Origin of the sequence: Plantibacter sp. ME-Dv--P-122b, assembly GCF_030209375.1 — a bacterium.
Classification (GTDB): domain Bacteria; phylum Actinomycetota; class Actinomycetes; order Actinomycetales; family Microbacteriaceae; genus Plantibacter.
Window position 1 is genome coordinate 1,126,879 of the sequence record NZ_JARVSC010000003.1, and the last position, 25,194, is coordinate 1,152,072.

At 71.0% G+C, this 25,194-nt stretch carries 20 protein-coding genes; 13 read left to right on the forward strand and 7 right to left on the reverse strand.

What is annotated here, in order from left to right; genetic code table 11:
* The first annotated feature begins 44 nt into the window (after positions 1 to 44).
* The 6 genes from QRN19_RS10005 to QRN19_RS10030 all read left to right on the forward strand — a co-directional run bounded on the left by QRN19_RS10005 (position 45) and on the right by QRN19_RS10030 (position 7,230).
* A complete protein-coding gene (locus tag QRN19_RS10005; RefSeq protein ID WP_285026676.1) occupies positions 45 to 971 on the forward strand; it encodes an ABC transporter substrate-binding protein in 927 nt (308 codons plus the stop codon).
* A gap of 95 nt (positions 972 to 1,066) precedes the next feature.
* Entirely contained in the window at positions 1,067 to 2,728 is a 1,662-nt protein-coding gene (gene hutU / locus QRN19_RS10010; protein WP_285026677.1) for a urocanate hydratase, read from the forward strand.
* Entirely contained in the window at positions 2,725 to 3,942 is a 1,218-nt protein-coding gene (locus QRN19_RS10015) for an allantoate amidohydrolase (RefSeq protein ID WP_285026678.1), read from the forward strand. The genes hutU and QRN19_RS10015 overlap by 4 nt, the downstream gene beginning before the upstream one ends.
* Entirely contained in the window at positions 3,939 to 5,408 is a 1,470-nt protein-coding gene (locus QRN19_RS10020; protein WP_285026679.1) for a formimidoylglutamate deiminase, read from the forward strand. The genes QRN19_RS10015 and QRN19_RS10020 overlap by 4 nt, the downstream gene beginning before the upstream one ends.
* Positions 5,405 to 6,601 (forward strand): imidazolonepropionase, encoded by a 1,197-nt coding sequence (gene hutI / locus QRN19_RS10025; RefSeq protein ID WP_285026681.1) that lies wholly within the window; start codon positions 5,405 to 5,407, stop codon positions 6,599 to 6,601. Before QRN19_RS10020 ends, hutI begins: the two co-directional genes overlap by 4 nt.
* Positions 6,598 to 7,230: a HutD/Ves family protein gene (locus tag QRN19_RS10030; protein WP_285026682.1), complete on the forward strand. Its 633-nt coding sequence runs from the start codon at positions 6,598 to 6,600 to the stop codon at positions 7,228 to 7,230. The genes hutI and QRN19_RS10030 overlap by 4 nt, the downstream gene beginning before the upstream one ends.
* Before the next feature lie 318 nt (positions 7,231 to 7,548).
* On the opposite strand, the gene QRN19_RS10035 is transcribed toward QRN19_RS10030, so the two are convergent.
* The 5 genes from QRN19_RS10035 to QRN19_RS10055 form a co-directional block, all read right to left on the reverse strand.
* On the reverse strand, positions 7,549 to 9,123 hold the full coding sequence (locus tag QRN19_RS10035; protein WP_285026684.1) for an ABC transporter substrate-binding protein: 1,575 nt from the start codon (positions 9,121 to 9,123) through the stop codon (positions 7,549 to 7,551).
* Positions 9,120 to 10,346, reverse strand: a complete 1,227-nt coding sequence (locus tag QRN19_RS10040) for an FAD-dependent oxidoreductase (protein WP_285026685.1) — start codon at positions 10,344 to 10,346, stop codon at positions 9,120 to 9,122. The genes QRN19_RS10035 and QRN19_RS10040 overlap by 4 nt, the downstream gene beginning before the upstream one ends.
* A complete protein-coding gene (locus QRN19_RS10045; protein ID WP_285026686.1) occupies positions 10,343 to 11,635 on the reverse strand; it encodes an NAD(P)/FAD-dependent oxidoreductase in 1,293 nt (430 codons plus the stop codon). The genes QRN19_RS10040 and QRN19_RS10045 overlap by 4 nt, the downstream gene beginning before the upstream one ends.
* A 171-nt stretch (positions 11,636 to 11,806) precedes the next feature.
* Positions 11,807 to 13,147: an NADP-specific glutamate dehydrogenase gene (gdhA, locus tag QRN19_RS10050; protein ID WP_285026763.1), complete on the reverse strand. Its 1,341-nt coding sequence runs from the start codon at positions 13,145 to 13,147 to the stop codon at positions 11,807 to 11,809.
* A gap of 205 nt (positions 13,148 to 13,352) precedes the next feature.
* Positions 13,353 to 14,582, reverse strand: coding sequence for an MFS transporter (locus QRN19_RS10055; protein ID WP_285026687.1), 1,230 nt, complete (start codon positions 14,580 to 14,582; stop codon positions 13,353 to 13,355).
* Positions 14,583 to 14,735: 153 nt separating this feature from the next.
* Here QRN19_RS10055 and QRN19_RS10060 point away from each other — a divergent pair, with 153 nt between their 5' ends.
* Positions 14,736 to 15,404, forward strand: coding sequence for a GntR family transcriptional regulator (locus QRN19_RS10060; protein ID WP_285026688.1), 669 nt, complete (start codon positions 14,736 to 14,738; stop codon positions 15,402 to 15,404).
* A gap of 120 nt (positions 15,405 to 15,524) precedes the next feature.
* On the opposite strand, the gene pheA is transcribed toward QRN19_RS10060, so the two are convergent.
* Positions 15,525 to 16,487, reverse strand: a complete 963-nt coding sequence (pheA, locus tag QRN19_RS10065) for a prephenate dehydratase (protein ID WP_285026689.1) — start codon at positions 16,485 to 16,487, stop codon at positions 15,525 to 15,527.
* Positions 16,488 to 16,776: 289 nt separating this feature from the next.
* Here pheA and QRN19_RS10070 point away from each other — a divergent pair, with 289 nt between their 5' ends.
* The 4 genes from QRN19_RS10070 (at position 16,777) to pgm (ending at position 20,826) form a co-directional block, all read left to right on the forward strand.
* Positions 16,777 to 18,345: an alpha/beta hydrolase gene (locus tag QRN19_RS10070; protein ID WP_285026690.1), complete on the forward strand. Its 1,569-nt coding sequence runs from the start codon at positions 16,777 to 16,779 to the stop codon at positions 18,343 to 18,345.
* Positions 18,346 to 18,471: 126 nt separating this feature from the next.
* Complete coding sequence (locus QRN19_RS10075; RefSeq protein WP_071260626.1) at positions 18,472 to 18,714, forward strand: ribbon-helix-helix protein, CopG family; 243 nt, start codon at positions 18,472 to 18,474, stop codon at positions 18,712 to 18,714.
* 2 nt (positions 18,715 to 18,716) lie between these two features.
* The gene (locus QRN19_RS10080) at positions 18,717 to 19,157 is read left to right on the forward strand and encodes a type II toxin-antitoxin system VapC family toxin (protein WP_285026692.1); all 441 of its coding nucleotides are present in this window, start codon (positions 18,717 to 18,719) and stop codon (positions 19,155 to 19,157) included.
* 28 nt (positions 19,158 to 19,185) lie between these two features.
* Complete coding sequence (gene pgm, locus QRN19_RS10085; protein ID WP_285026694.1) at positions 19,186 to 20,826, forward strand: phosphoglucomutase (alpha-D-glucose-1,6-bisphosphate-dependent); 1,641 nt, start codon at positions 19,186 to 19,188, stop codon at positions 20,824 to 20,826.
* 78 nt (positions 20,827 to 20,904) lie between these two features.
* Here pgm and QRN19_RS10090 read toward each other — a convergent pair whose 3' ends face one another.
* A complete protein-coding gene (locus QRN19_RS10090) occupies positions 20,905 to 21,756 on the reverse strand; it encodes a M15 family metallopeptidase (RefSeq protein ID WP_285026695.1) in 852 nt (283 codons plus the stop codon).
* A gap of 81 nt (positions 21,757 to 21,837) precedes the next feature.
* On the opposite strand from QRN19_RS10090, the gene QRN19_RS10095 reads away from it, so the two are divergent.
* Positions 21,838 to 22,932, forward strand: a complete 1,095-nt coding sequence (locus QRN19_RS10095; RefSeq protein WP_285026696.1) for an alpha/beta hydrolase — start codon at positions 21,838 to 21,840, stop codon at positions 22,930 to 22,932.
* A 109-nt stretch (positions 22,933 to 23,041) separates the two neighbouring features.
* Positions 23,042 to 24,838 carry an MDR family MFS transporter gene (locus QRN19_RS10100; RefSeq protein WP_285026697.1) on the forward strand — a complete coding sequence of 599 codons (1,797 nt, stop codon included), beginning with the start codon at positions 23,042 to 23,044 and terminating at the stop codon, positions 24,836 to 24,838.
* The last annotated feature ends 356 nt before the right edge of the window (positions 24,839 to 25,194 follow it).

Sequence of the window (25,194 nt, forward strand, 5' to 3'; positions counted from 1 at the left end):
CGACCGCACCACCGATCCGTCCATCTCACCGAATCGAGGTCCTCATGCCCTTCCCCACCTTCCCCCGTCGACTCGCGGCCATCGCCGCGACCACCGCAGCCGCCGCTCTCGTCCTCACCGGCTGCGGCGGCCAGGACGCCCTCAGCAGCGACAGCGCGTCCGGTTCCTCCGGCGACGCCGTCATCATCGGCTCAGCCGACTTCACCGAGAGCCAGCTCATCGCCACGATCTACTCCCAGGCGCTGCAGGCCAAGGGAGTCACGGTGAAGGAGCAGTTCAACATCGGCAGCCGCGAGGTCTACATGGCCGCGCTGCAGGACGGCTCCATCGACCTCCTCCCCGAATACTCGGGCGCGCTGCTCAAGTACCTCGACTCCGAATCCAAGGCCAGCACGAGCGAGGACGTCGTCGCGGAACTCGGCGACAAGCTCCCGAAGGGTGTCAGCATGCTCGACATCTCGCCCGCGGAGGACAAGGACGTGCTCGCCGTCACCCAGGAGACGGCCGACAAGTACGACCTCAAGACGATCTCCGACCTCGTGCCGTACATGTCCGAGCTCAGCCTCGGCGGCCCGCCGGAGTGGAAGACCCGCGTCAACGGCGTCGTCGGCCTCGAGCAGGTCTACGGCCTCACCTTCAAGGAGTTCGTCAGCCTCGACGCCGGCGGACCACTCACGATGACCGCGCTCACGAGCGGCCAGGTGCAGGTCGGCGACATCTTCAGCACCGACCCCGGGCTCACCGCGAACAAGCTCGTCGCCCTCGAAGACGACAAGTCGCTCTTCGCGGCCGAGAACATCGTCCCCGTCATCAGCACGAGCAAGCTCGACGACACGATCTCGAAGACGCTCGACAAGGTCTCCGCGGCCCTCACCACCGGTGACCTCATCGAGATGAACGGCAAGGCGTCCGACGGCACGAGCCTGAAGAGCATCGCCGAGGAGTGGCTGAAGGACGCAGACCTCGGCTAGCAGCACCCTTCGACGGGCTCAGGGGCGTCGATCCGCCCCTGAGTCCGTCGGAACAGCACCACCACCACCGCACCGCAGACGTAAAGGACCAGCGCATGCCGACCACCACCCGGACCATCCGTGCCGCTCGCGGCACCACCCTCACCGCCAAGAGCTGGCAGACCGAGGGCCCGCTCCGGATGCTCATGAACAACCTCGACCCCGAGGTCGCCGAGCACCCGGAGGACCTCGTCGTCTACGGCGGCACCGGGAAGGCGGCACGCAACTGGGAGGCGTACGACGCGATCGTCCGCACGCTCGAAGGGCTGGAGGCCGACGAGACCCTGCTCGTGCAATCCGGCAAGCCGGTCGGCGTCTTCCGCACGCATGAGTGGGCGCCGCGCGTGCTCATCGCGAACTCCAACCTCGTCGGCGACTGGGCGACGTGGCCCGAGTTCCGCAAGCTCGAGGCCGAGGGTCTCACCATGTACGGGCAGATGACCGCCGGCTCGTGGATCTACATCGGCACGCAGGGCATCCTCCAGGGCACCTACGAGACCTTCGCCGCGATCGCCGACAAGCGGTTCGGCGGGACCCTCGCCGGGACGCTGACCCTCACCGGCGGCGCCGGCGGCATGGGCGGGGCACAGCCGCTCGCCGTGACGCTCAACGAGGGCGTCGTGCTCATCGTCGACGTCGACCCGAGCCGCCTGGAGCGACGCGTCGAGCACCGCTACCTCGACGAGATGACGGACGACCTCGACGACGCCGTCGAACGCGTACTCGCCGCCAAGGCGGAACGGCGCCCGCTGTCGGTCGGTCTCGTCGGCAACGCCGCGACCGTCTTCCCCGAACTGCTGCGGCGCGGTGTCGCCATCGACATCGTCACCGACCAGACGAGCGCTCACGACCCGCTCGCCTACCTGCCGGAAGACACGGCGCTCGCCGACTGGCAGACCGAGGCGGCGGCCGACCCGGTCGACTTCACGCGCCGCTCGCGACTCGCGATGGCGAAGCAGGTGCAGGCGATGGTCGACTTCCAGGACGCCGGCGCCGAGGTCTTCGACTACGGCAACTCCATCCGTGCCGAGGCGAAACTCGGCGGCTGTGAGCGCGCCTTCGACTTCCCCGGCTTCGTGCCGGCCTACATCCGTCCGCTCTTCGCCGAGGGCAAGGGCCCGTTCCGCTGGGCGGCCCTCTCCGGCGACCCGGCCGACATCGCCGCGACCGACCGCGCCATCCTCGAGCTCTTCCCCGAGGACGAGAAGCTGCGCCGCTGGATCACCTCGGCCGGCGAGAAGATCGCCTTCGAGGGGCTGCCCGCCCGCATCTGCTGGCTCGGCTACCAGGAGCGCCACCTCGCCGGCCTGAAGTTCAACGAGATGGTCGCCTCGGGTGAACTGAGCGCGCCAGTCGTCATCGGCCGCGACCACCTCGACTCCGGTTCCGTCGCCTCGCCGTACCGCGAGACGGAGGCCATGGCCGACGGCTCCGACGCGATCGCCGACTGGCCGCTGCTCAACGCCCTGCTCAACACGGCGTCCGGCGCGACCTGGGTCTCGATCCACCACGGCGGCGGCGTCGGCATCGGCCGCTCCATCCACGCCGGTCAGGTGATCGTCGCCGACGGGACGCCGCTCGCCGCCGAGAAGATCGCGCGCGTGCTCGTCAACGACCCGGGCACCGGCGTCATGCGTCACGTGGACGCCGGCTACGAGCGGGCCTCCGAGGTCGCCCGCGAACGCGGCCTGCGGGTGCCGATGTGGGAGGGCGAGTGACCGACGGCCTGATCGCCCACGGTCGGCTCGCCGGGCTCGACGACATCGCCGGCGTCGGCGTCGATCCGGCACGCGGCGGGTACTCCCGACACGTCTGGACGCCGGCCGAGTTCGAACTGCGCGAGTGGTTCACCGCTCGCGCCACCCGACTCGGGCTCGACGTCGAGACGGACCGGAACGGCAACCTCTGGGCGTGGTGGGGTAGGCCTGGGCCCGACGCGGTCGTCACCGGCAGTCACCTCGACTCCGTCCCGGGCGGCGGCGCCTTCGACGGGCCGCTCGGCGTCGTCTCAGCGCTGGACGCCGTCGCGCGTCTGCAAGCCACCGGGTTCCAGCCGTCGCGTCCCGTCGCCGTCGTGGTGTTCGCCGAGGAGGAGGGATCCCGGTTCGGGGTCGCCTGCCTCGGATCCCGGCTCCTGTCCGGTGCGATCACCGCGGACGCCGCCCGGGCGCTGACCGACGCCGACGGGGTCACCGTGGCCGAAGCAGCAGCCGCGGCCGGGCTCGCTCCCAAGCACCTCGGCCGTGACGACGAGGCGCTCAGCCGCATCGGGCTGTTCATCGAGTTGCACGTGGAACAGGGTCGCGGCCTCATCGACCTCGGCTCGCCGACCGCGGTCGCCTCGTCGATCCTCGCCCACGGCCGCTGGCGACTCCGGGTGAGCGGTCAAGGCAACCACGCCGGCGCGACCGGCATGCGCGAGCGACATGACCCCGTGGTCGCCGCGGCACGCGCCGTCCTCGCGGTCGAGCAGGCCGCCCTCGCCACGGACGACGCCCGCGCCACCGTCGGCCGCCTGCGCATCGTGCCAGGCGGCACCAACGTCATCGCCTCCGAGGTCGACGCCTGGGTGGACGCCCGCGCGGCCACCGACGCCGGCACGCGCGCCCTCGTCGCGGACATTGAGAACCGGGTGCAGGAGGCCGTCGCCGATTCCGGGTGCGCGGTGGAGCTGATCGAGGAGTCGTGGTCGGGCGTCGTCGAGTTCGACCCCGAACTCGCCGCCCGGCTCGCCGGCACCCTCGGCGGGGTCCCGCTGCTGCCGACGGGCGCAGGCCACGACGCAGGGGTCCTGAGCGGCGCGGTACCGACGGCGATGGTCTTCGTCCGGAACCCGACGGGCGTCTCGCACTCACCCGAGGAGTTCGCCGAGACGGCCGACTGCGTCGCCGGTGTCGAAGCGCTCGAGGCCCTGCTGCGGAGCGTCCTGTGACGGTCGCGAGCGTCGACCCCGGCGCAGCTGACGTGCGGCCTCCCGTCTGGGCCGCGACGGCGATCATCGACGGTCGCCAGACCGACCGCGTGCGCTTCACGGCCGACGACTCCGGACGGATCGCCACCGTCGAGCGCGGCGTCGAGCCGGAGGCGGACGACCGACGTCTCGGAACGGTCATCCCGGGCATGGGGAACGCCCACTCCCACGCGTTCCACCGGCTGCTCCGCGGACGCACCCACGCCGACGGCGGCGACTTCTGGCAGTGGCGCGAGGCGATGTACGCGGCGGCCGCCAGCCTCGACCCGGACCACTACGGCCGGGTCGCCCGTGCCGTGTTCGGCGAGATGCTCGTCTGCGGCTGGACGGCGGTCGGCGAGTTCCACTACGTGCACCACCAGTTCGACGGAACTCCGTATCCGACCGCCCACGCGATGGAGCTGGCGGTCGCCGAAGCCGCCGCCGACGTCGGCATCCGGCTCACCCTCCTCGACACGGCCTACCTCGCGAGCGGCCTCGGGTCCGCCGGTGGCCCCGCCGCTCCGCTGCTCGCCGAACAGCTCGCGTTCGGCGACGGCGACGCGGCCGGCTGGCTCGCCCGCTGGCATCGACTACGCGACGCACTGTCCGGCTCCGTCGGCGCCACCGGGCTCGTCACGCTCGGCGCCGCGCTGCACTCGGTGCGCGCCGTGCCCGTCGACGCCATGCGCACGATCCTCGCCGGCCTGCCCGACGACGTCCCGCTGCACGTCCACCTGTCGGAGCAACCGCAGGAGAACGTCGACACGCTCGCGAAGACGGGACGGACACCGACCGGCGTCCTCGCCGCGCTCGGTGCGCTCGCTCCACGCATCAGCCTCGTCCACGCGACGCACCTGACCGACGCGGACGTCACGGCGATCGGACGGTCCGGTGCGACCGTCGTGATGTGCCCGACGACCGAGGCGGACCTTGGCGACGGCATCGGACCGGCCCGCCGCCTCGCGGACGCCGGGGCCCGAATCGCCGTCGGCTCCGACCAGAACGCCGTGGTCGACCCGCTGCTCGAACTGCGTGGCCTCGAAGCCGGGGAACGGCTCGCCTCCGGCAGACGGGGCCGGTTCTCGCCAGCCGAGCTACTCGAGGCGGGCACCGACAACGGATACCGTTCGCTCGGACTCGGGCGGCACACGCTGGATGTCGGCGACCCGCTCGACCTCGTCGAGGTGTCGACGTCGAGCCTCCGCACCATCGGCGCCGACCCGGCCCAACTCGCCCTCGTCGCGACCGCGTCTGACGTCGAGCGGATCGTCGTCGGCGGGCGGCTCGTGGTGGACCGAGGTCGGCTGCTCGCGACGTCGCGGGAGTCGACGCCGGAACGGCTCCTCGCGGTCGCGCTCGCCGAGCTGGCAGCATCGACGGAGACGCCCCGGGCAGCCACTTCGGCCCCGACACCTGATCACCCCTCGCAGGAGATGCAGCCATGACCAGCGAACTCATCACCGGCATCGCCGAGCTCACGACCAACGCGGGTTCCGGGCCGGGCGACGTCGACGGCAACCGGCTCGCCGAGGCGGCGCTCGTCATCGAGGACGGCCGGATCGCCTGGCTCGGCGCAGCGGTCGACGCGCCCGACGCCGACACACGGACCGACGTGGGCGGGCGCGCCGTGCTCCCGGGCTGGGTCGACACGCACACGCATCTCGTGTTCGCGGGCGACCGCTCGGCGGAGTTCGAGGCGCGCATGGCCGGCGGCCGGTACGCGGCGGGCGGGATCGCGACGACCGTGGCGGCCACCCGGGCGGCCTCGGAGGAGGAGCTCGTCGCGGGTGCGCGACGGTTGCGGGCGGAGGCGCTCGCGCAGGGGACGACGTTCCTCGAGGCGAAGACGGGGTACGCGCTCGACGTGGAGGGCGAGGCGCGCTCCGCTCGCGCGGCGGCCGAGGTCGCCGACGTCGTCACCTTCCTCGGGGCCCATCTCGTCCCGGCCGGTGTCGACCGCCGCGACTACCTCGACCTCGTGACCGGGCCGATGCTCGCGGCGGTGGCTCCGTTCGCGTCGTACATCGACGCGTTCTGCGAGGTCGGTGCCTTCGACGTCGAGGAGTCGCGCGAGGTGCTGCTCGCCGGTCGCGCCGCGGGCTTGGGTGTCCGGGTGCACGGGAACCAGCTCGGCGAGAGCGGCGGGGTGCGCCTCGCGGTCGAGCTAAAGGCCGCGAGCGTCGACCACTGCAATCACCTGTCCTCCGCCGACGTCGACCTCCTGGCGGGTTCATCGACGGTCGCGACCCTGCTGCCGGCCTGCGACCTGTCGACCCGCGAACCGTTCCCGCCGGCGCGCGCGCTCGTCGACGCCGGTGCTTCGATCGCCCTCGCGACCAATTGCAACCCTGGTACCTCGTACACGACCTCGATGGCGTACTGCGTGGCGACCGCCGTGCTGCAGATGCGACTGACGATCGCCGAGGCGGTGTGGGCGGCGACGCGGGGGGCCGCGGTGGCGGTCGGTCGCGAGCACGGGGCCGACGCCGTCGGATCGCTCCGCGTGGGTGGTCTTGCGGACCTGCAGGTGCTCGACGCACCCTCGATCTCGCACCTCGCCTATCGACCGGGCGTGCCCTTGACGGTCGGTGTCCGGCAGCGCGGCGAGCGCGTCACGGCTGGGACCACGCAGCGGTGAGCGACGCGACGGAGGGTCACGCACTCGTGCTGCTGCCGGCCGACCGGCATCGGAGCTACCGCTGGCGGAACGGGCTGGGGACCGCGACGGAGATCGCCGTCGGGGCCGTCGGGCGTCGGATCGATGGTGGGCGCGGCGATGGTGAGGGTGACGCGCCGGCCGCCCCGGGGTGGACGCTGAGTATCGCGACGGTCGAGTCGGACGTCGCCTTCTCGTCCTTCCCTGGCGTCGACCGTCAGCTGATGGCGTTGTCGGCGGGCGGACTCGGACTCGTGATCGACGGCGAGCCGGTCGAGTTGGACCGGTGGCAGGTCGCGGCCTTCGACGGGGCCGCAGCGGTGTCGTCGCGGGGCGTGGTCGGGCCGACGCTCGATCTCAACCTGATGGTGTCGCGGGACCGGTTCCGGGGATCGCTCGAGGTGGGCGTCGTCGACAAGTCGAGGCTCGTCACCACGCCGCCGGGAGCCACCACGTTCGTCGTGCTCCTGGACGGGCTGCTGTCGGCGGAGGGGCCAGGTCTGGACCCTGGTGTGCTCGAGCGGCACGACACGCTCCGACTCGAGGCCGGCACCCTGTCCCTGACCGGCGACGCCACGATCGCCCTCGCCCAGGTCCTCCCCCGTTCGTGAGGGACGCCAGCGCGGTGCGCTGACGCGAGCGCGCCCCACAGCCGTGAGCGCGGGTCTCCGGAGGGGCGCGCTCACCTCACTGACCCGCACTCACGCCGAACCGAGGGGTTTCGCGCCAGCGCACCGCGCTGACCTGAGACCTCCGCGCCGGGTGCCAGCGCGGTGCGCCCGCGTGAATGGCGCACACCCGGCGTGAGCGCGCCCCAGGCGCGCGAGCGCGGGGCTCCGGAGGGGCGCGCTCACGTCACAGACCCGCGCCCACGTCAGCGCACCGCGCTGGCGCAAACCCCCGCTGGCGCAAACCCCCGCCGGCGGCGACTACTTCGTGCGGTCGAGGACCGCGAAGCGGAAGGTGTAGGTGGCGTCGAGCGTGTCCTCGAGGCCCGTCACGTTCTTCTGGGCGAGGACCGTCTCGGTGCCCTGGAGCAGCGGGATGATCGGAGCCGCGGTCGCGGTCAGTACCTGGATCTGCTCGATCGCCGCGATACGCGCAGCCGGGTCGGTCGCCGTCGCCTCGGTGTCGATGAGCGCGTCGACGGCCGGGTCCGAGTACCCGTTGGCGACGGACGCCCCGGTCGTCGAGTACGCCGAACGCAGGAAGTTGTCGGGATCCGGGTAGTCCGGGAAGAACCCCAGCTGGTACGCCGGGTAGCCCGACTCCGGGTTCAGCTCCTTCACGTAGCTCGTCCACTCGGTCGACTGCAGGTCGACGGTGAACAGGCCGGACTCCTCCAGCTGCGACGTGATGAGCGCGTACTCCTGGTCGGAGTCGGGGCCGTAGTGGTCGCTCGTGTACTGGATCGGCAGGGCGACCGGGGTGCTGACGCCCGCGGCCGCAAGGATCGCCGCGGCCTTCGCCGGGTCCGGCGCGTCACCGTACGCGGTCTGGAATGCGGGCGTCGCACCCGTCTGGCCGTCGAGCACGACCGAGTACGCCGGCGCGTAGGTGCCCTTGTAGACCTGCTCGGCGATCTCCTCGCGATCGACGAGCGACGCGACCGCCTGCCGGATGGCGAGCTTCTGCGCGTCGTTCGCACCCGGCTGGGTGTTCAGGTTGAACGTGAGGAACCGCACCGAACCGCCCGGCCCCTCGACGACCTGCAGGTCGGAGTCGCTCCGGAGGTCGGCGACGTCCGTCGCGGTCAGTGAGCGGTAGGCGATGTCGACGTCGCCCTTCTCCAGGTCGAGCCGCAGGTTCGACGCCGTCGTGTACGGCTTGAGCACGACGTGCTGCGTCTTCGCGCGGGTCCCGGAGTAGCGCGAGTTCGCCTCGAGGGAGAGCAGTCCGCCCGCCTGGTAGCTGTCGACCGCGTAGGGACCGGAGCCGATCACGTCGTCGTCGCTCAGCAGCCTGTCCGCCGGGAAGACCTCCTCGTCGACGATCGGCCCCGCCATGCTCGTGAGCACGTAGGGCCAGGTCTGGTCGTTCGGGACCGTGAGGTGGAAGACGACCTGGTTGTCGTCACCCTCCTCGACGCTGTCGAGGTTCGCGAGCAGTGGCGACGGGCCGTTGTCGGCGGCGATCTCACGGACGCGCGTGAAGGAGTAGACGACGTCCTCGGCCGTGAGCGCGTGGCCGTTGGAGAAGGTCAGCCCCTCCTTGACCGTGCAGACGTAGGTGGTCTCGTCGGTGAAGTCGCACGACTCCGCCGCGTCGGGGGCGGGGACGACGTCACCCTCGTCGTAGCTGAGCAGGTGCTGGTAGATCTGGTTCTGCGGCGTGAAGGAACCGCGATCCCAGGCACCGGCCGGGTCGAGCGACACGATCTGATCGGTGGTGCCGATGACGAGCGCGGTGGTCGTGGTGGTGCCGCCCTGGGCCGTGCAACCGGTGAGGGCGGCGACGACACCGAGGCCGATGGCGACCGTGGCGAATCTGGCGGATCGGTTCATGGAGCGGTTCCTTCGGGTGACTGCGGGAGTGCTGATGCTGCTGGCGCGACGGGCACCGCGTGGGCGGCGAGCGCAAACCTCGGGTGCGGTTCGGCTCCGTCGACGAGATCGGCGATGAGTCGCCCCAGTACCGGGCCGAACTTGAAGCCGTGACCGGAGAATCCCGTCGTGACGATGATGCTGTCGATCCGGTCGATCACGAAATCCTCGCTGGGACTCAGGTCGTAGAGGCAGCTGATGGTATGGGGTGCCGACGCGTCGACGCCGGGCACCCATTCGGCGACGTAGGCGGTGAGCCGCGCGAGTTCCTCGGGTTCGGCGAGGCCGTCGCGTTCGTCGGGGTGGACGTGGACGGCACCGCCGTGCAGGCCGACCTTGACCCCCTCGCCCGGCGTCAGCAGCCCGTACACGCTCGACCCCTCGGCGGGGTAGTGGACGAAACTCGGCCAGGCGTCGGTGGCCAGCTCGCTCGGGAAGTGCGCGGGTTGGACCTGCGTCACGACGATCTCGGGCAGCGGACGACCGACGCTGCGAGCGAGGTCGCCGACGAGGTCGGGTGTCCAGGACCCGGCCGCGACGACCACGTGGTCCGCGACGACGTCGCCCAGCTCGGTGCGGACGACGGCGCCGGCGACGCCCGCGGTCGAATCGGTCGACTCGGCCGGTTCGACGCCCGTGACCCGCAGGCCGAAGCGCAGGGCCGCTCCTGCCACCTCGGCGAGGTCGAGCAGGGCCTCGATCGCCTCGGCGGAGTACAGTCGCCCACCGGTCGCGTGGTGGAGGACCTCGCGGTCGAACCGCAGTCCGGGCCAGCGGTCGCTCGCCTGCTCCGGAGTGAGGCGCTCCGACGCGATCCCAGCCCGGGTCATCGCCGCCTCGATCGCCGCGAGCATCTCCGGGCGGCCGTGGTCGAGCGCTCCGGTGAGGTCGAGCAGTGTCCGCCCGCTCGCCGATTCGAGCGCCCGCCAGGCCTCGAGCGCCTCCGAGGTCAGGGCGACGTAGTCGTCGGCGTCGTAACCCTGTCGGAAGATGCGGGTCGCGCCATGTGAGGAGCCGTGCTCGTGACCGCGCGGGTACCGCTCGAGGAGCAGCACGTCCCGGCCCTGCTCGGCCAGCGAGCGCGCAGCCGCCGCACCGACGATCCCGGCACCGATGACCACGACCTCGGCGCGCGCCGGCAGCGCGGTCGGCGTCGCGTCCGCTGCCGGACCCGGCGCGGTCATCGGCCCGACTCCGCAGGTAGGCCTGACTCCGTCGTCACGCGCGTCGCTGCGGCAGCGCGCGCGTCGACCGCCCGACGAGCCGGCATCGCGGCGGCCACGGCGGCCTCGTCGGCGAACGGACGGGACGGGAATCGACCCGGCGCGTACCGCGACGCGTCGACGAAGGGGCTCTCACCCGTGACCATCAGTTCGGCGAGCATCCGGCCGAGTCCGGGGCCGTGGGTGACGCCGGACTCGTTGTCGCCGGCGACGACGTACAGCCCGTCGAGCTCCGGGACGGGCCCCGCGATGAAGCGGCGGTCCGCGGTGTACGACACGATCCCCTGCACGGCTTCGGCGTCGTCGACGACGGGCGCGGCTGCCGGGATGAGCTCGGAGACGATCGGCGACAGGTGCTCCCGCATCGCCTCGACGAGGTCGGGGCGGTCCGGGCGCCGGTCCGCCGGGCTGTCGCGCACTGCCAGCGCCTCGTAGCCGACGCCGTTGCCGTAGGTGAGGCCGCCGAGGTGTTCTCGGATCCACAGCCCGTCGAGTTCCGGGATCATGAGGGTCGGCAGCTCGCCGAGGCCGAACGGGGCGGTGGTCAGGCGGCTCGCGATCACCCGCGCGAACGGCAGCACGCGGTCCGTGGCGGCGAAGAGTTCGTTCGTCCAGGACCCGGCGGCGAGGACGACCTCGTCGCCGAGGACGCGCTCACTGGCGGCGGTGAGGACACCGACGGCTCGGCCACCCTCGGCGAGGAGGTCGACGACGGGCGTGTGCTCGACGATCTCGACGCCCTCGGCCCGGGCGAGCGCCGCGAGCGCGAGTCCGGCGTCGGGCGCACTGATCTGGATGCCGTCGGGATGGATGAACGCCCCGACGATGGCCTCAGGGTCGAGACCCGGAACGAGCTCGGCGGTCTCGACGGCGGTCAGCAGGCGGGCGTCCTCGGGACGGAGCGGGTGCTCGGCGAACGGCAGCAGGTGGTCGAGCACGGCCTGCTCGGTGAGGGCGAGCCACACGTTGCCCGTGTTCCGCAGCCCGATGTCGTATCCGGCCGCGTCGAGCCCACGGTAGAAGTCGAGGCCCGCCTGCTCGAGGGCGAGTTCCGACTCGTCCCAGTACCAGGCGTAGCCCGCCGCCCAGAGGCCGACGAAGCCCGCTCCCGCAGCGGTCGTCGCACCGGCGGCGGTGCCCGACTCCAGCACCGTCACCCGTCGCCCGGCGCGGGCGAGGTGGACGGCGGTCGCCAGGCCGAAGAGTCCGGCGCCGACGATGACGGTGGTTGCGGGGCGGGGGTCGGTCACCCTTCGAGGCTAGTCACTCGCCGTCCAGGAGCCGACCACCCCGTCGCAATCCGACACCCGCCGTGTCCTGCTCCGGCGGCTTCCGCGTCGCCGACTCAGGAGGGGTGCGGCGCGCCGGGCCCGTCAGCGGTCGACGCGCCGGATCACTCCTGAGTCAGGGACAGTGGCGGGCTAGATGACGCCCTGGGCGAGCATCGCGTCCGCGACCTTCACGAACGCCGCGGTGTTCGCGCCGACGACGTAGTCGCCCGGCCGGCCGTAGCGTTCGGCGGCCTCGTAGGCGGCGCGGTGCACGCCGTGCATGATGCCGCGCAGCTTCACCTCGCTGTCGTCGAAGGACCACCGCTGCCGGGCCGCGTTCTGGCTCATCTCGAGCGCCGAGGTCGCCACACCACCGGCGTTCGCCGCCTTCCCCGGGCCGAAGAGGACGCCGGCCTGCTGGAACACCCGCACGGCCTCGGGCGTCGACGGCATGTTCGCGCCCTCCGCGACCGCGATGACACCGTGCTTCACGAGGGCGATCGCGTCGCGTTCGTGCAGTTCGTTCTGCGTCGCACTCGGCAGCGCGATCTCCCCCGGGACCTCCCAGACGCTGCCGCCGGCGACGAAGTGGGCGCCCTGACGGCGGGCTGCGTACTCGGAGATCCGGCCGCGCTCGACCTCCTTGATCTGCTTGAGGAGCTCGAGGTCGATGCCGGCGTCGTCGACCACGTACCCGGAGGAGTCCGACGCGGTGACGGCGGTGCCACCGAGTTGGTGGACCTTCTCGATCGCGTACGTCGCAACGTTCCCGGAACCGGAGACGATGACGCGCTTGCCGTCGACCCCGCGACCGTCGACGGCGAGCATCTCGTCCACGAAGAACACCGTCCCGTACCCGGTCGCCTCCGTGCGCACCTCAGCACCACCCCAGCCGACGCCCTTGCCGGTGAACATGCCCGACTCGTGGCGGTTGGTGATCTTCCGGTACTGGCCGAAGAGGAAGCCGATCTCGCGCGCGCCGACGCCGATGTCGCCGGCCGGGACGTCGGTGTGCTCGCCGAGGTGGCGGTAGAGCTCGTTCATGAAGCTCTGGCAGAAGCGCATGATCTCGGCGTCCGATCGTCCGTGCGGGTCGAAGTCGCTCCCGCCCTTCGCGCCGCCGATGCCCTGCGCGGTGAGGGCGTTCTTGAAGATCTGCTCGAACCCGAGGAACTTCACGATCGACAGGTTCACGCTCGGGTGGAAGCGCAGCCCGCCCTTGTAGGGGCCGAGCGCCGAGTTGAACTGGACGCGGAAGCCGCGGTTCACCTGCACGCGGTTGCGGTCGTCGGTCCACGGCACGCGGAAGACCACCTGCCGCTCGGGTTCGACGAGACGTTCGAGGATGCCCGCCTCGAGGTACTCCGGGTGTTCGTCGAGCGCCGGGCGGATGGACTCGAGGACTTCGATGAGCGCCTGGTGGAACTCGGGTTCGCCCGCGTTGCGCCGCAGTGCGGCCTCCGCGACGGCGTGGACGGGGTCGGTGGACATGGTGGTGCCGGTCACTGTGGTGCTTTCTGATCGGCCGACCAGGCGTCTCCGGCTGTCGCTCGACGGTGGTCGGAGGCAGTGGAGCGCGACTCGCCGGCGGGGAGGTACACGGGCCGTCGTGGGGCCTCGGCAAGCCTGGCAGCCGCGATAGATATCCGTCAAACGTCGACTAGATGAGCCATCCAGACCGGCGGACGCGGCCGAGCTAGAGGTGGTCGTGCTCCGCGGCCTCGCTCGGGATGATCGGGATCGCGAGGGCCGGGAGCACCGCGACCGCGAGGAAGGCGAGCGGATAGCCGACGAGGCCGATGAGCGCTCCGACCGCCGGACCGACGATCGACGCGGCGATGAACTGCCCGGTGTTCTGCGCCCCCAGCGCTCGTCCGGCCCAGGCTGGGCCGGCCATCTCGGCGACCGAGGTGAAGGCGAGCCCGTTGTCGGCGACCGTCACCGCGCTGGCCACGACGAGTACGACCGCGACCGCCACCGGCCACTGCAGCAGCCCGACGCCGGCGAGGAGCAGCATGACGACGACCGCCGACACCGCCACCCAGCGCAGCGGTCGCACCCGGCTGCCGACGCGGTCGCTCAACACCCCGACGCCGATCCGGCCGACGGCGCCGACGAACTGCGAGACACCGACGAGCACGCCCGCCGCGAGCGCGTTCCAGCCCTGATCGGCGACGAGCCAGACGAGCGCGAAGGTCGTGAGCGTGAACTGCGGCACCACGAGCAGGATCGACACGGCGTGGATGCGCCAGAGGAAGCCGTCACCTCGGTAGGGGTTGCGGGGTCGCGCGGCCACGGGGTTCGGCGTCGTCTCCGTCGGGACCGGCTTCGGCACGACGGTCCGAGGCGGATTCCGGAGTCCGATGGTGCAGGCCACGGCGAGGACACCCGTCGCGACGAGCGAGATCACGAGGGCGGCGGAGACACCCGACGCCGTCGCCACGGACGGCACCGTCACCGCGGCCGCCGTGACGCCGAGCGGCTGGGACATCTGGCGGATCCCCATCGCGAGGCCGCGGCGGTCCTTCGGGAACCAGCCGACGACGATCCGGCCGCTCGCCGAGTTCGTGCTCGCGGAGGCGGCGCCACCGAGGAGGAGCAGGATGCCGAGCGGACCGTAGCCGAGCGAGGGGATGAGGCCGTCCGCGGCGATCGCCCCGGCAGCGGCCAGCGCGGTGAGCGCGAGACCGCCAGCGATGACGATGCGCTCACCGACGCGGTCGGCCAGCCAGCCCCACGCGATGAGCGTCAGCACCATGCCGAGCGTGGGGGCAGCGGCCAGGACGCCGGCCTCGGCGAGCGACATACCCCGCTCGGCGTGCAGGAGCGGGATGAGGAACGCCGGGGTGCTGACGAAGAGCGTGCCGGCGGTCTGTGCGGCGACACCGAGCCCGAGGACGGTCCAGGCCCGACCGGCGTTCGGCATCGGTGGACGTGGTGCACGCGCGTCCACTGAGGCCACTGGGGCTGGTGTCGATCCGGTCATCGTGCCGCTTCCTGCCGAGGGTGTCTCCCCCTGCTAGCATGACGGTACACCATCTTGGTATACCAAGCGCCATCGACCGGATCGGGAACACGGATGAGCACTCCGACGCAGACCACGCAGCTCTACGGGCGCCTCCGCGGGGCGATCCTGACGCTGGACCTCGCACCCGGGCAGCCACTCACCGAGCGGGGGCTCGAGCAACGGTTCGCGGCGTCACGGACCCCCGTGCGCGCCGCACTCACCCGACTCGAGGCCGAGGGGCTGGCGCGTCGGGACGGCCGCGGCTGGATCGTCGCCCCCATCGACCTCGAGGAGATCGGCCTCATCGCCGAGGTCCGCGAGGCGCTCGAGACCGCCGGCGTCCGGCTCGCCGCCGAACGCGCGACCGAAGCACAGCTCGCCGCGATCCGCACCCTCCTCGACGAACCCGGACCCGACGACGAGCACACGGTGCTCCGTGTCGGCGGCGACTTCCACGAGGAGCTCGCGGCGCTGTCCGCGAACCACCTGCTCGCCGAGGGGGTGCACGGCGCGATGGTCCGGCTCGCCCGCACCCGCTGGCTCGAGGTGCGGACGCCCGAGGCCCGAGAGCAGGCCGCCACGGAGCACCGCGCCATCCTCGACGCGGTCGCGGCGCGCGACCCCGAGCGCGCGGCGGACCTCGTCGCGCGTCACATCCGCGGGACGAACGAGCGGCTCATCGCCTCGCTCACCGCCGACCAGCGTCGCCTCCGCGGTCACGGTGTCGACATCGTCAGCTGAAGCACCGTTGACGCGTGGTCGCCGTCCACAACTCCTGCACCCTGCCGCGGATACCGCCGACACGCCGTCCCCGACCTTGGACGCGGACCGACAGCAGGAGTTGCGCGCGAGCGCGACGACTCAGTCGTCGAGCGGCTCCGCCGAGAGCAGCCCGCGCAACCAGTCACGGGCTTCGATGAACACCTCGTCGTTGTAGCGCGAGTGGTAGTCGACGGCAGTGCGGTCGGCACTCGGGTACGAGCCAAGGAAGATCACGTTCGGGCTGAAGCGTCGGAGCCCCAGCAGGGCGTCGGCCATCCGTTCGTCTTCGATGTGTCCGAGGGCGTCGATCACGAAGCGGTAGCGGCCGAGCGCGTCGCCGATGGGCCGGGACTCGATGAGACTCAGGTTCACGCCGCGCGTGGAGAACTGCTCGAGCATGCCGAGCAGCGAGCCGGACTCGTCGTTCGGCAACTCGACGATGAGGCTCGTCTTGTCGGCGCCCGTCCGGGCCGGGATCTCCCGTGAACGACTGACGACGACGAAGCGGGTCACGGCGTTCGGGTTGTCACCGATGTTCTCCGCGAGGACGTCGAGGTCGTAGTGGTTCACGATGCCGGGCGGGGCGACCGCGGCGTCGGCGGTCGAGGTGCCGTCGAGGAGGGATGCTGCGGCGGCGACGTTGCTCGACGCCGGGATGTGTCCGTGCGAAGGCAGCTTGGCGTCGAGCCAGAGGTGACACTGTCCGTAGGCGACGGGGTGGGCGTTGACGACCGAGACGTCCTCGAGGCGGGTTCCGGGGCGGGCGACGAGCACGAAGTTCACCGGTACGAGCACCTCGCCGACGATGCGCAGACCGGGCATCGTCGCCAGTGCATCCTGCGCCACGGACACGCCCCCGTCGACCGAGTTCTCGATGGCGATGACCGCGGCCGTACTGCGGCCCTCGAGGACGTCGCCGAGGGCCTCGCCGACGTTCGACACGGGCTTCCAGATCTGCCCCTTGGCCTCCTCCACCTGGCCGAGCGCGACCTCGGTGAAGGTCCCGCTCGGACCGAGGAAACTGTAGCTCCGGAGGGCGTCGTCGGCGGGTGCGGCTGGCATGCCTCCGAGCGTACCGTGTGGTTCGCGACACGCCCTCGGGCGCCCGTTGACTCCCTTCCAGGTCACATTCGGGTGATTTCCAGGAAGATCGGGCCATTTCGGCCCAGATACCCCCCGTTTTGAGCTATTCAAATCCCGCCAATACCCGCCACAATGGATACAAGGGTGTATTGAGCGCTGCCGCTCGTCTCGGGAAGCGAGTTCACGGCCGTTCGTCTCCCCGATCTCGATGCGTGATCCATGTCGCGCGAGGCTCCACCCGACGGGCTGAGACAGGAACAGGAGTGACGTGACGAGTGTCTTCACCGACGCCGCCCCGCGGTCCACTCCCCGACTGAACCTGGCGAGCGGCGGCGAGGCCGCGTTCACCCTCGGCTCCTCCTGGAGCCTCCCGTCGTTGTCGCTGCCGACCTGGGTGCACCGGCCGATCTCGGCGGCTCGCGCGACGCTCGTCAAATCGCTCGTCATGACCGTCGCGATCGCCGCCATCCTGGCCGGCGTCGTCACCGTGACGCAGACCTCGACCGCCGGCGCGACCGCGATCTCCGCCACCGACTTCGCACCGGCGGCATCCTCCGTCCCGACGATGACGGCCGCCGCATTCACCACCGCCTACGCCGGGGACCTCGCCGCGGCGGCGACGGCCCTCACGACGATGTCCTCATCGCAGGTCGCGCAGCTGTGGACCGAGCTCGCCCCCGGATACCGTGCACTGCTCATCACCGGTTACCCGGCGGTCATCGGGAACCTCGAGGGCGTCGCCTACACGGACCGGGCGACGGCCAACGTCTCCCGCCTCGCCGGCCTCCTCGCCGACACTGAGGCGAGCTACCGCTCACTGACCGTGGGCAGCGACCAGGTCGACGGGCAGGCGGACTCGGCGGCCCTCGCCACGACCCTGTCGCGCCTGGACGCGATCAAGCTGCTCGTCGACCGGTACACACCGGACGCGATCGCCGCCCGCCTCCAGCCGGAGTACCTCATCACCTTGCAGGCGGGCGGCGCCGGACCCCCGCGGGTCGCGGTCGCCGTCGGAGACGTGGACACCGCCGCCTACGTCACGGTGCTCGTCCCCGGGATGAACAGCAGCGCCCTGGAGCTCGACGACTACCTGCGCGGGGCGAAGCGCATCCAGACCGCCGCAACCGACAGTGCGGTCATCCTCTGGATCGGCGGACACAGCCCGAGCGCGCTCGAAGTGCCGTCGAACGACCGGGCGGTCGAGGGAGCACCCCTGCTCGCCGGGGTGCTCGCCGGATACGACGCCGTCCGATCCGCTCACGGCATCGTCTCGCAGCTGAGCGTCGTGGCGCACTCGTACGGCACGGCGACGGCCTCGCTCGCGTTGGCGTCCGGCGATTACCACGTCGACGACTTCGTCATGCTCGGTTCGGCCGGTATCCCGACGGAGATCGGGATCGACGATCTGCACGTCCCGGCGAGCCGCGTGTACGCCTCTCAGGCGAGCGCCGACACCCTCGCCGGTATCGGCCAGCTCCTGTCCGGTCGGGCCGACCCCGCCACGAGCTCCTGGGGCGCGACCACGTTCGGCTCGGACGGGCTGACGCTCGGCGACGGCGACCACCTCGGCGCCGTCGACGGACACAACGCGGTCGGGTCGAGCAACGCCGACGACCGGGGCAAGTACCTCGGGCCGGCGACTGAGAGCCTCTACGCGATCCAGCGCATCGTCACAGGTCGGGCCGACGCGGTCGCCGACCTGACGACGCCCGGGTCGACCCACCAGCGCGCCTCCGTACCGGACGCCGCGGGCGCCGGGACGGGCGCATCCACGACGAGCGCCTCCACGACCGCCTCCGCTTCCGCCTCGGCCGCGGCGCTCCTCGCCACGCGCTAGTCGACGGCCCTCCACAGGCACCCGGACCAGCGACCTCTCCACAGATCCGCGTCGGCTCGCCCCTGCGCCGATCGGAACCCGATAGCGTCGTTGACATACCGACATACGCCTTCGTAGGCTCGGCTCATGCGAACGACCATCCGACTCGCCGACGAGTTCTACGAGGCCGTCCGCGAGCACGCCTCGCAGGAGGGGAAGACCGTGACCGCCTACATCGAAGAGGCCCTACGCGCGAAGCTTGCCGCAGCGGCCGCGCCGCCCGAGCGGGAGCCGTACAAGGTCGTGCCGTACGGCCGGGGAGGACCCCGCCCAGGAATCGACCTCACGAACAACGCGCAACTCGAGGACATCATGGACGGTTTCGAGTGAAGGTGGTCGACACCAACGTCCTCATCGGCGCGTTCCGACCCGATTCACAACACCACCGCGCGCTCGCAACCTGGTTGGAAGATGCCGTCAGATCGAGAGAGCCCCTGGGCGTCAGCGAAGCCGTGCTCTCGGGGTACATCCGGATCGTGACCCAGCGTCGGATCTTCGTCGATCCCACTCCGATCTCCGTCGCGCTGGACCAGATGCAGCGACTCCGCGACGAGCCCGGGGTTCAGGTGGTCCGCCCTGGCCCGTCGTTCTGGACGGTCTTCACCTCGCTCTGCGCAGCGGTCGAGGCCCAAGGCAACCTCGTCTCGGACGCGGCCCACGCCGCACTCGCGATCGAACACCGGGCCACCTTCATCACGCTCGATCGCGACTTCGCGCGCTTCCCGGACCTCCGGTGGGAATCGCCACTCGCCACGGGTCAAGCGCCTTCCTGACATCGGTCGTTCCTGCCAGACTGGTGCGATGAACGATCGCGCAGGTACCCCCGCCACCGAAGCAGATCTGATCGACGTCCCGTCGCTCATCGACGCGTACTACACGCTGAAGCCGGACGTCTCGATCCCCGAACAGCGGGTGGTGTTCGGCACCTCCGGCCACCGCGGCTCCTCCCTGAACACCGCGTTCAACCAGGACCACATCGCCGCCACCACGCAGGCGATCGTCGAGTACCGCGCGAGCCAGGGCATCACCGGGCCGCTCTTCATCGGCTCCGACACCCACGCGCTCAGCGGGCCGGCGCAGACGACGGCCCTCGAGGTCCTGGTCGCCAACGGTGTGCGCGTCCTGGTCGACGAGTTCGACGACTTCGTTCCGACCCCCGCGCTCAGCCACGCGATCCTCAAGTACAACGCCGAGGGCAACGGCGACCAGGCGGACGGCATCGTCGTCACGCCCAGCCACAACCCGCCGGCCGACGGCGGCTTCAAGTACAACCCCCCGCACGGCGGACCCGCCGACTCCGACGCGACCTCGTGGATCGCGAACCGCGCCAACGAACTCATCGCCGATGGGTTGCACGACGTCAAGATGGCGGAACCGTCCGCCGTCGAGACGTACGACTTCCGCGGCAACTACGTCGACGACCTGAAGCACATCATCAACCTCGACGCCATCAAACGCAGCGGGATCCGCATCGGGGCCGACCCCCTCGGCGGTGCGAGCGTCCACTACTGGCAGGCGATCGCCGACCGCTACGAGATCGACCTCACCGTCGTGAACCCGCACGTCGACCCCGCCTGGGCGTTCATGACGCTCGACTGGGACGGCAAGATCCGCATGGACCCGTCGTCGCCCTCCGCCATGGCAGCGCTCGTCGCACGACGCGACGAGTTCGACCTCCTCACCGGCAACGACGCCGACGCCGACCGCCACGGCATCGTCACACCCGACGCCGGGCTCATGAACCCCAACCACTACCTCGCCGTCGCGATCGACTACCTCTACGCGAACCGGCCTGGTTGGCGCGACGACGCAGCCGTGGGCAAGACCCTCGTGTCGTCGTCGGTCGTCGACCGCGTGGCCGAGTCCCTCGGACGCCGCCTCTGGGAGGTACCGGTCGGCTTCAAGTGGTTCGTCCCCGGTCTCGTCGACGGCTCGGTCGGCTTCGGTGGCGAGGAGAGCGCCGGCGCGAGCTTCCTCCGCTTCGACGGCTCGGTGTGGACCACCGACAAGGACGGCATCCTCCTCTGCCTGCTCGCCGCCGAGATCCTCGCCGTGACGGGCAAGACGCCTTCGGTGCTCTACCGCGAACTGACCGAGCGCTTCGGCGACCCCGTGTACGAGCGCGTCGACGCCGCCGCCTCGAAGGAGCAGAAGGCGCGCCTCGGCAAGCTCGACGGCGACGCCATCACGGCGACCGAGCTCGCCGGCGACCCGATCGTCGCGAAGCTCAGCCACGCGCCGGGCAACGACGCGGCCATCGGCGGCGTCAAGGTCGTGACCGAGCACGCGTGGTTCGCCGCGCGCCCGTCCGGCACCGAGGACGTCTACAAGATCTACGCCGAGTCGTTCAAGGGCGCGGAGCACCTCAAGCTCGTGCAGGCGGAGGCGAAGCAGATCGTCGACGCCGCCCTCGGCGCCTCGGCGACCGACACTTCTCAGTGACCGGCGTCCCGGACCCTGAGCCTGCTCCGCCCCGGTCCCTGAGCCTGCTGCGTCCCGGTCCCTGAGCCTGTCGAAGGGCTAGTTCAGGTACCCGGGAGCCGCCGGGAGCCCGAAGAACTCCTCGAGCGTCGTGACGCCCGTGTTGTGCATCTCGGTCGCGAGCGGCACGCCGATGTAGCGGTAGTGCCACGGTTCGAACGAGAAGCCGGTGACGTCGACCTTGTCGGCCGGGTACCGCAGGAGGAATCCGAAGCGGTAGGCGTTCGCGGCGAGCCACTGCCCCTCCGCCGTGTCGCCGAAGCAGGTGTTGAGCGAACAGTTGCCGCTCTCGGCACCGATGTCCATCGTCCAGCCGGTCTGGTGCTCGCTGTAGCCGGGGCGTGCGGTCGTCGAGTCGTCTGGCTCACTGTCGTACACCGACACCTGGCTCGAGTAGCTGCGGTACGCGCTGTTCGAGGCGAGCGACAGGCCGGCCTCGGCTGACGCGGTGTCGAACAGCTGCACGATCGCGGCGGCGGCCTCGGCACGCAGCAGCGGGTCCCAGGTGTGGGCGACGGGGACGGACACGAGGTCCGGTGGCGTGTAGTCGACCGGGTTCAGTGGCCGGGTCTTGTTCACGACGACCCACGGACTCAGCGGGTCGTCGATCGAGAACGCGGCCTTGTCGAACGCGGGCGGGGCAGGAGGCGCGACCGGTACCGTCTCCGTCGGGGTCGGTGTGGGGGTCGGCGTCGGCGTGACGGTCGGGGTCGCGCTCGGCGTCTTCGTGGCGGCGGCCGGGGTGGGCGTGGCGCCGCCGGCGATGTTGACGACGAGCACCACGAGCAGGATCGCGAGCGCGGCGGCCAGGACGCTCAACGCGATCACGCGGTTGCGTCGGACGCGCCGGGAAACCGGGCGTCGGCGGGAGGGCTGGTGGGCTGCGGTCACACGTCGAGCCTAACCGCGACACGGCGCATGCGCCTCTGCCACACTGTCGACAGGCTTGCACACCGGACGAGGGGCCCGACCATGACCGCAAGGACGCCAGCACACCACGCGCCGACGCACCGGAAGCGGCCGCGGTTCCGTCGGCTCCTGACCGCGGCCGCCGTCGTCATCGGTCTCGGCCTCGTCGTGGCGGTCATCGCGGCCATCACCCCGTGGCCGTCCGCGCTCCTCATCCGCTCGGTGTTCGAACGCGGCGGTGCTGCGACGGTCGCCGAGATGGAACCGTACGTCCCCGACACGAAGCTCACGGAGTTCCGCGACATCGCGTACGCCGCACCGAGCGGCGGCCGACCGCAGGTGGACACCACCCTCGACGTCTTCACCCCCGCGGACGGCTCCGAGCCGCTGACCACCATCGTCTGGATCCACGGCGGCGCTTGGATCTCCGGCGAGAAGGGCAACGTCGAGCCCTACCTCCGCATCCTCGCGGCTGAGGGGTACACGACGATCGCGGTCAACTACACGATCGCCCCCGAAGCCGTCTATCCGACGGCCGTGAACCAACTCAACGACGCCCTCGCGTACATCTCGGAGCACGCCGCCGAGTGGAACGGGAATCCGGACCGCCTGGTACTCGCGGGCGACTCAGCGGGATCCCAGCTCGCCAGCCAGCTCGCCGTCCTCACCACCAACCCCGACTACGCGACGCTGTCGGGCATGACCCCGGGCATCGCTGCGGATCAGATCGTCGGGACGATCCTCAACTGCGGGGTCTACGACCTGCCGGCGATGGCCGAGCTCGACGGCATCGGCGCCTGGGGCCTGCAGACCGCGCTCTGGGCCTACGCGGGCACGAAGGACTGGTCGGAGACGTCGACCGGCGCGCTCATGTCGACGATCGACTTCGTCACCGCCGACTTCCCGCCCACCTTCATCACCGGCGGGAACGGCGACGCGCTCACCTGGTTGCAGTCGGTTCCGATGAGCAGGGCCTTGGAGGACGCCGGCGTCGACGTGACGAAGCTGTTCTGGGCCGCGGACCACGAGCCGGCACTCCCCCACGAGTACCAGTTCCACCTCGACCTCGACGACGCCCACGTGGCACTCACCGCCACCCTGGACTACCTCGCGGCGCTCGACGCCGACCTCGACGCAACGCCGACCTCTACACCCTGACCGAAGCGGTTGCCGCGGAACTTGCGCCGGGTGTAAGTTTGCACACTACGCAAAATCCCCAACGTCGGTGCGCCTGCAAACCGGCGCGCCCAGAGTCGAACGAGACCGCATGTCATCCAGTTCCCCCGCCTCGACCGAGCCGTCGGGATCCGCCCCCGTCCTCAGCCACCGGCAGATCCTCTTCATCATCTTCGGCCTCATGGCCGGGATGTTCCTCTCCGCGCTCGACCAGACCATCGTCGGCACCTCGATGCGCACGATCGCCGACGACCTCGACGGTATGGCCCTCCAGGCGTGGGTCACCACCGCGTACCTGATCACCTCGACCGTCTCGACACCGATCTACGGCAAGCTGTCCGACATCTTCGGCCGCCGCCCGCTGTTCATCATCGCGATCTCGATCTTCCTCATCGGCTCGCTCCTCGCCGGCATGTCCGGTTCGATGTACGAGCTGGCGATCTTCCGCGCCATCCAGGGCCTCGGTGCCGGTGGCCTCATGGCTCTGCCGCTGACGATCATGGGTGACATGCTCGCCCCCCGCGAGCGCGCCAAGTACCAGGGGTACTTCCTTGCGGTCTTCGGCGTCTCGAGCGTCATCGGCCCGCTCATCGGCGGTCTGTTCGCCGGTGCCCCCGAGCTGTTGTTCATCACCGGTTGGCGCTGGGTGTTCCTCATCAACCTGCCGATCGGTGTCATCGCGCTCGCGATCGTCCTCCGTTTCCTGCACATCCCGCACACCCGCCACAGTGTCCGCATCGACTGGTGGGGTGCCGCTACGGTCGTCCTCGCCGTCGTGCCCCTGCTGCTCGTCGCCGAGCAGGGCCGCATCTGGGGCTGGGCCTCGGCCGGGTCCATCGCCTGCTACGCCATCGGGGTCGCCGGCATCATCGGATTCGTCCTCGTCGAGCGGGCCATGGGCGACGACGCACTCATCCCGTTGAAGCTGTTCAAGAACTCGACCTTCCGGGTCGCCACCATCCTCGGCGTGCTCGTCGGGTTCGGCATGTTCGGCGCGATGATGACGGTGCCGCTGTTCCTGCAGCTCGTCGAGGGCGCGACGCCGACCGAGTCCGGTCTGCTGATGCTGCCGATGATCCTCGGTCTCATGATCTCGTCGATCGCGAGCGGCCAGATCATCGCCCGGACCGGCAAGTACAAGGCGTTCCCGATCGTCGGCACCTTCCTGCTCCTGAGCGGCTTCTTCTACTTCAGCTTCGCGACGGCCGACAAGCCGGTCTGGTGGATGATGGGCGGCATGCTGCTCGTCGGCCTCGGACTCGGCCAGCTGATGCAGACGCTGACGATCGCGAGCCAGAACGCCGTCGAGGCACGCGACATCGGGGTGGCGACGAGCTCGTCGACCTTCTTCCGCCAGATCGGTGGGACGCTGGGCACGGCCGTGATCTTCTCCGTGCTCTACACGCGGATCCCGACGACCATCGCGGCGGCGTTCGCCGACCCGACGCTCAGCGAACGGGTCCGGGCTGCCGCACAGGACCCGGCCGTGCTGTCGGACCCGGCGAACGAGGGCATCCTCAAGGTGCTGCAGCGGGCGCAGGAGAACAGCGGCTCGGCCGGTTCCGCGCTCGACGGCGACACCTCGTTCCTCGTCGGTGCCAACCACGACCTGGCCGCGCCGTTCCTCACGGGGTTCGCGGACGCGACCGTGACCGTGTTCTGGGTGAGCTTCGCGGTGGTCGCCGTCGCGTTCGTGCTGAGCTGGTTCCTCAAGGCGCCGCCGCTGCGGGCGAAGTCAGCGCTGCAGGAGCGCACCGACGCCCAGGCTGCGGAGGACGCCGAGGACGAGTTGTCGCTCGCCGCCCAGCGTGCCGCCGAGCTGGCGGGGTCGCAGCTGTCACCCGACACCGCGAGCAACCGCGTCGTCGATCCGTCCGCCCGTCGCTGACCCTCGTTCGCTGGTTTGCCAGCGCGGTGCGCTGACGTGACCGCGGGGTGACGGCCGCCGCAGATCGTCGTTCGTCGGTCTGCCAGCGCACCGCACTGACGTGACCGCGGGGTGACCGCCGCCAGCGCACCGCACTGACGGGGTCATCCGGGTGCCAGCGCGGTGCGCCGACGTGAGCGCGCCCGTATCGGCGTCACCGCGGCCCCAGCGCGTGAGCGCGCCCCTCCGGAGGGGCGCGCTCACACCCCAGACCCGCGCTCGCGTCAGCGCACCGCGCTGGCCGCCACCCCACCCACACATGCGACACAGCATGAGAGCGCTCTCAGCAAGCGATAGCATGGGCGTGCACCCAGCCA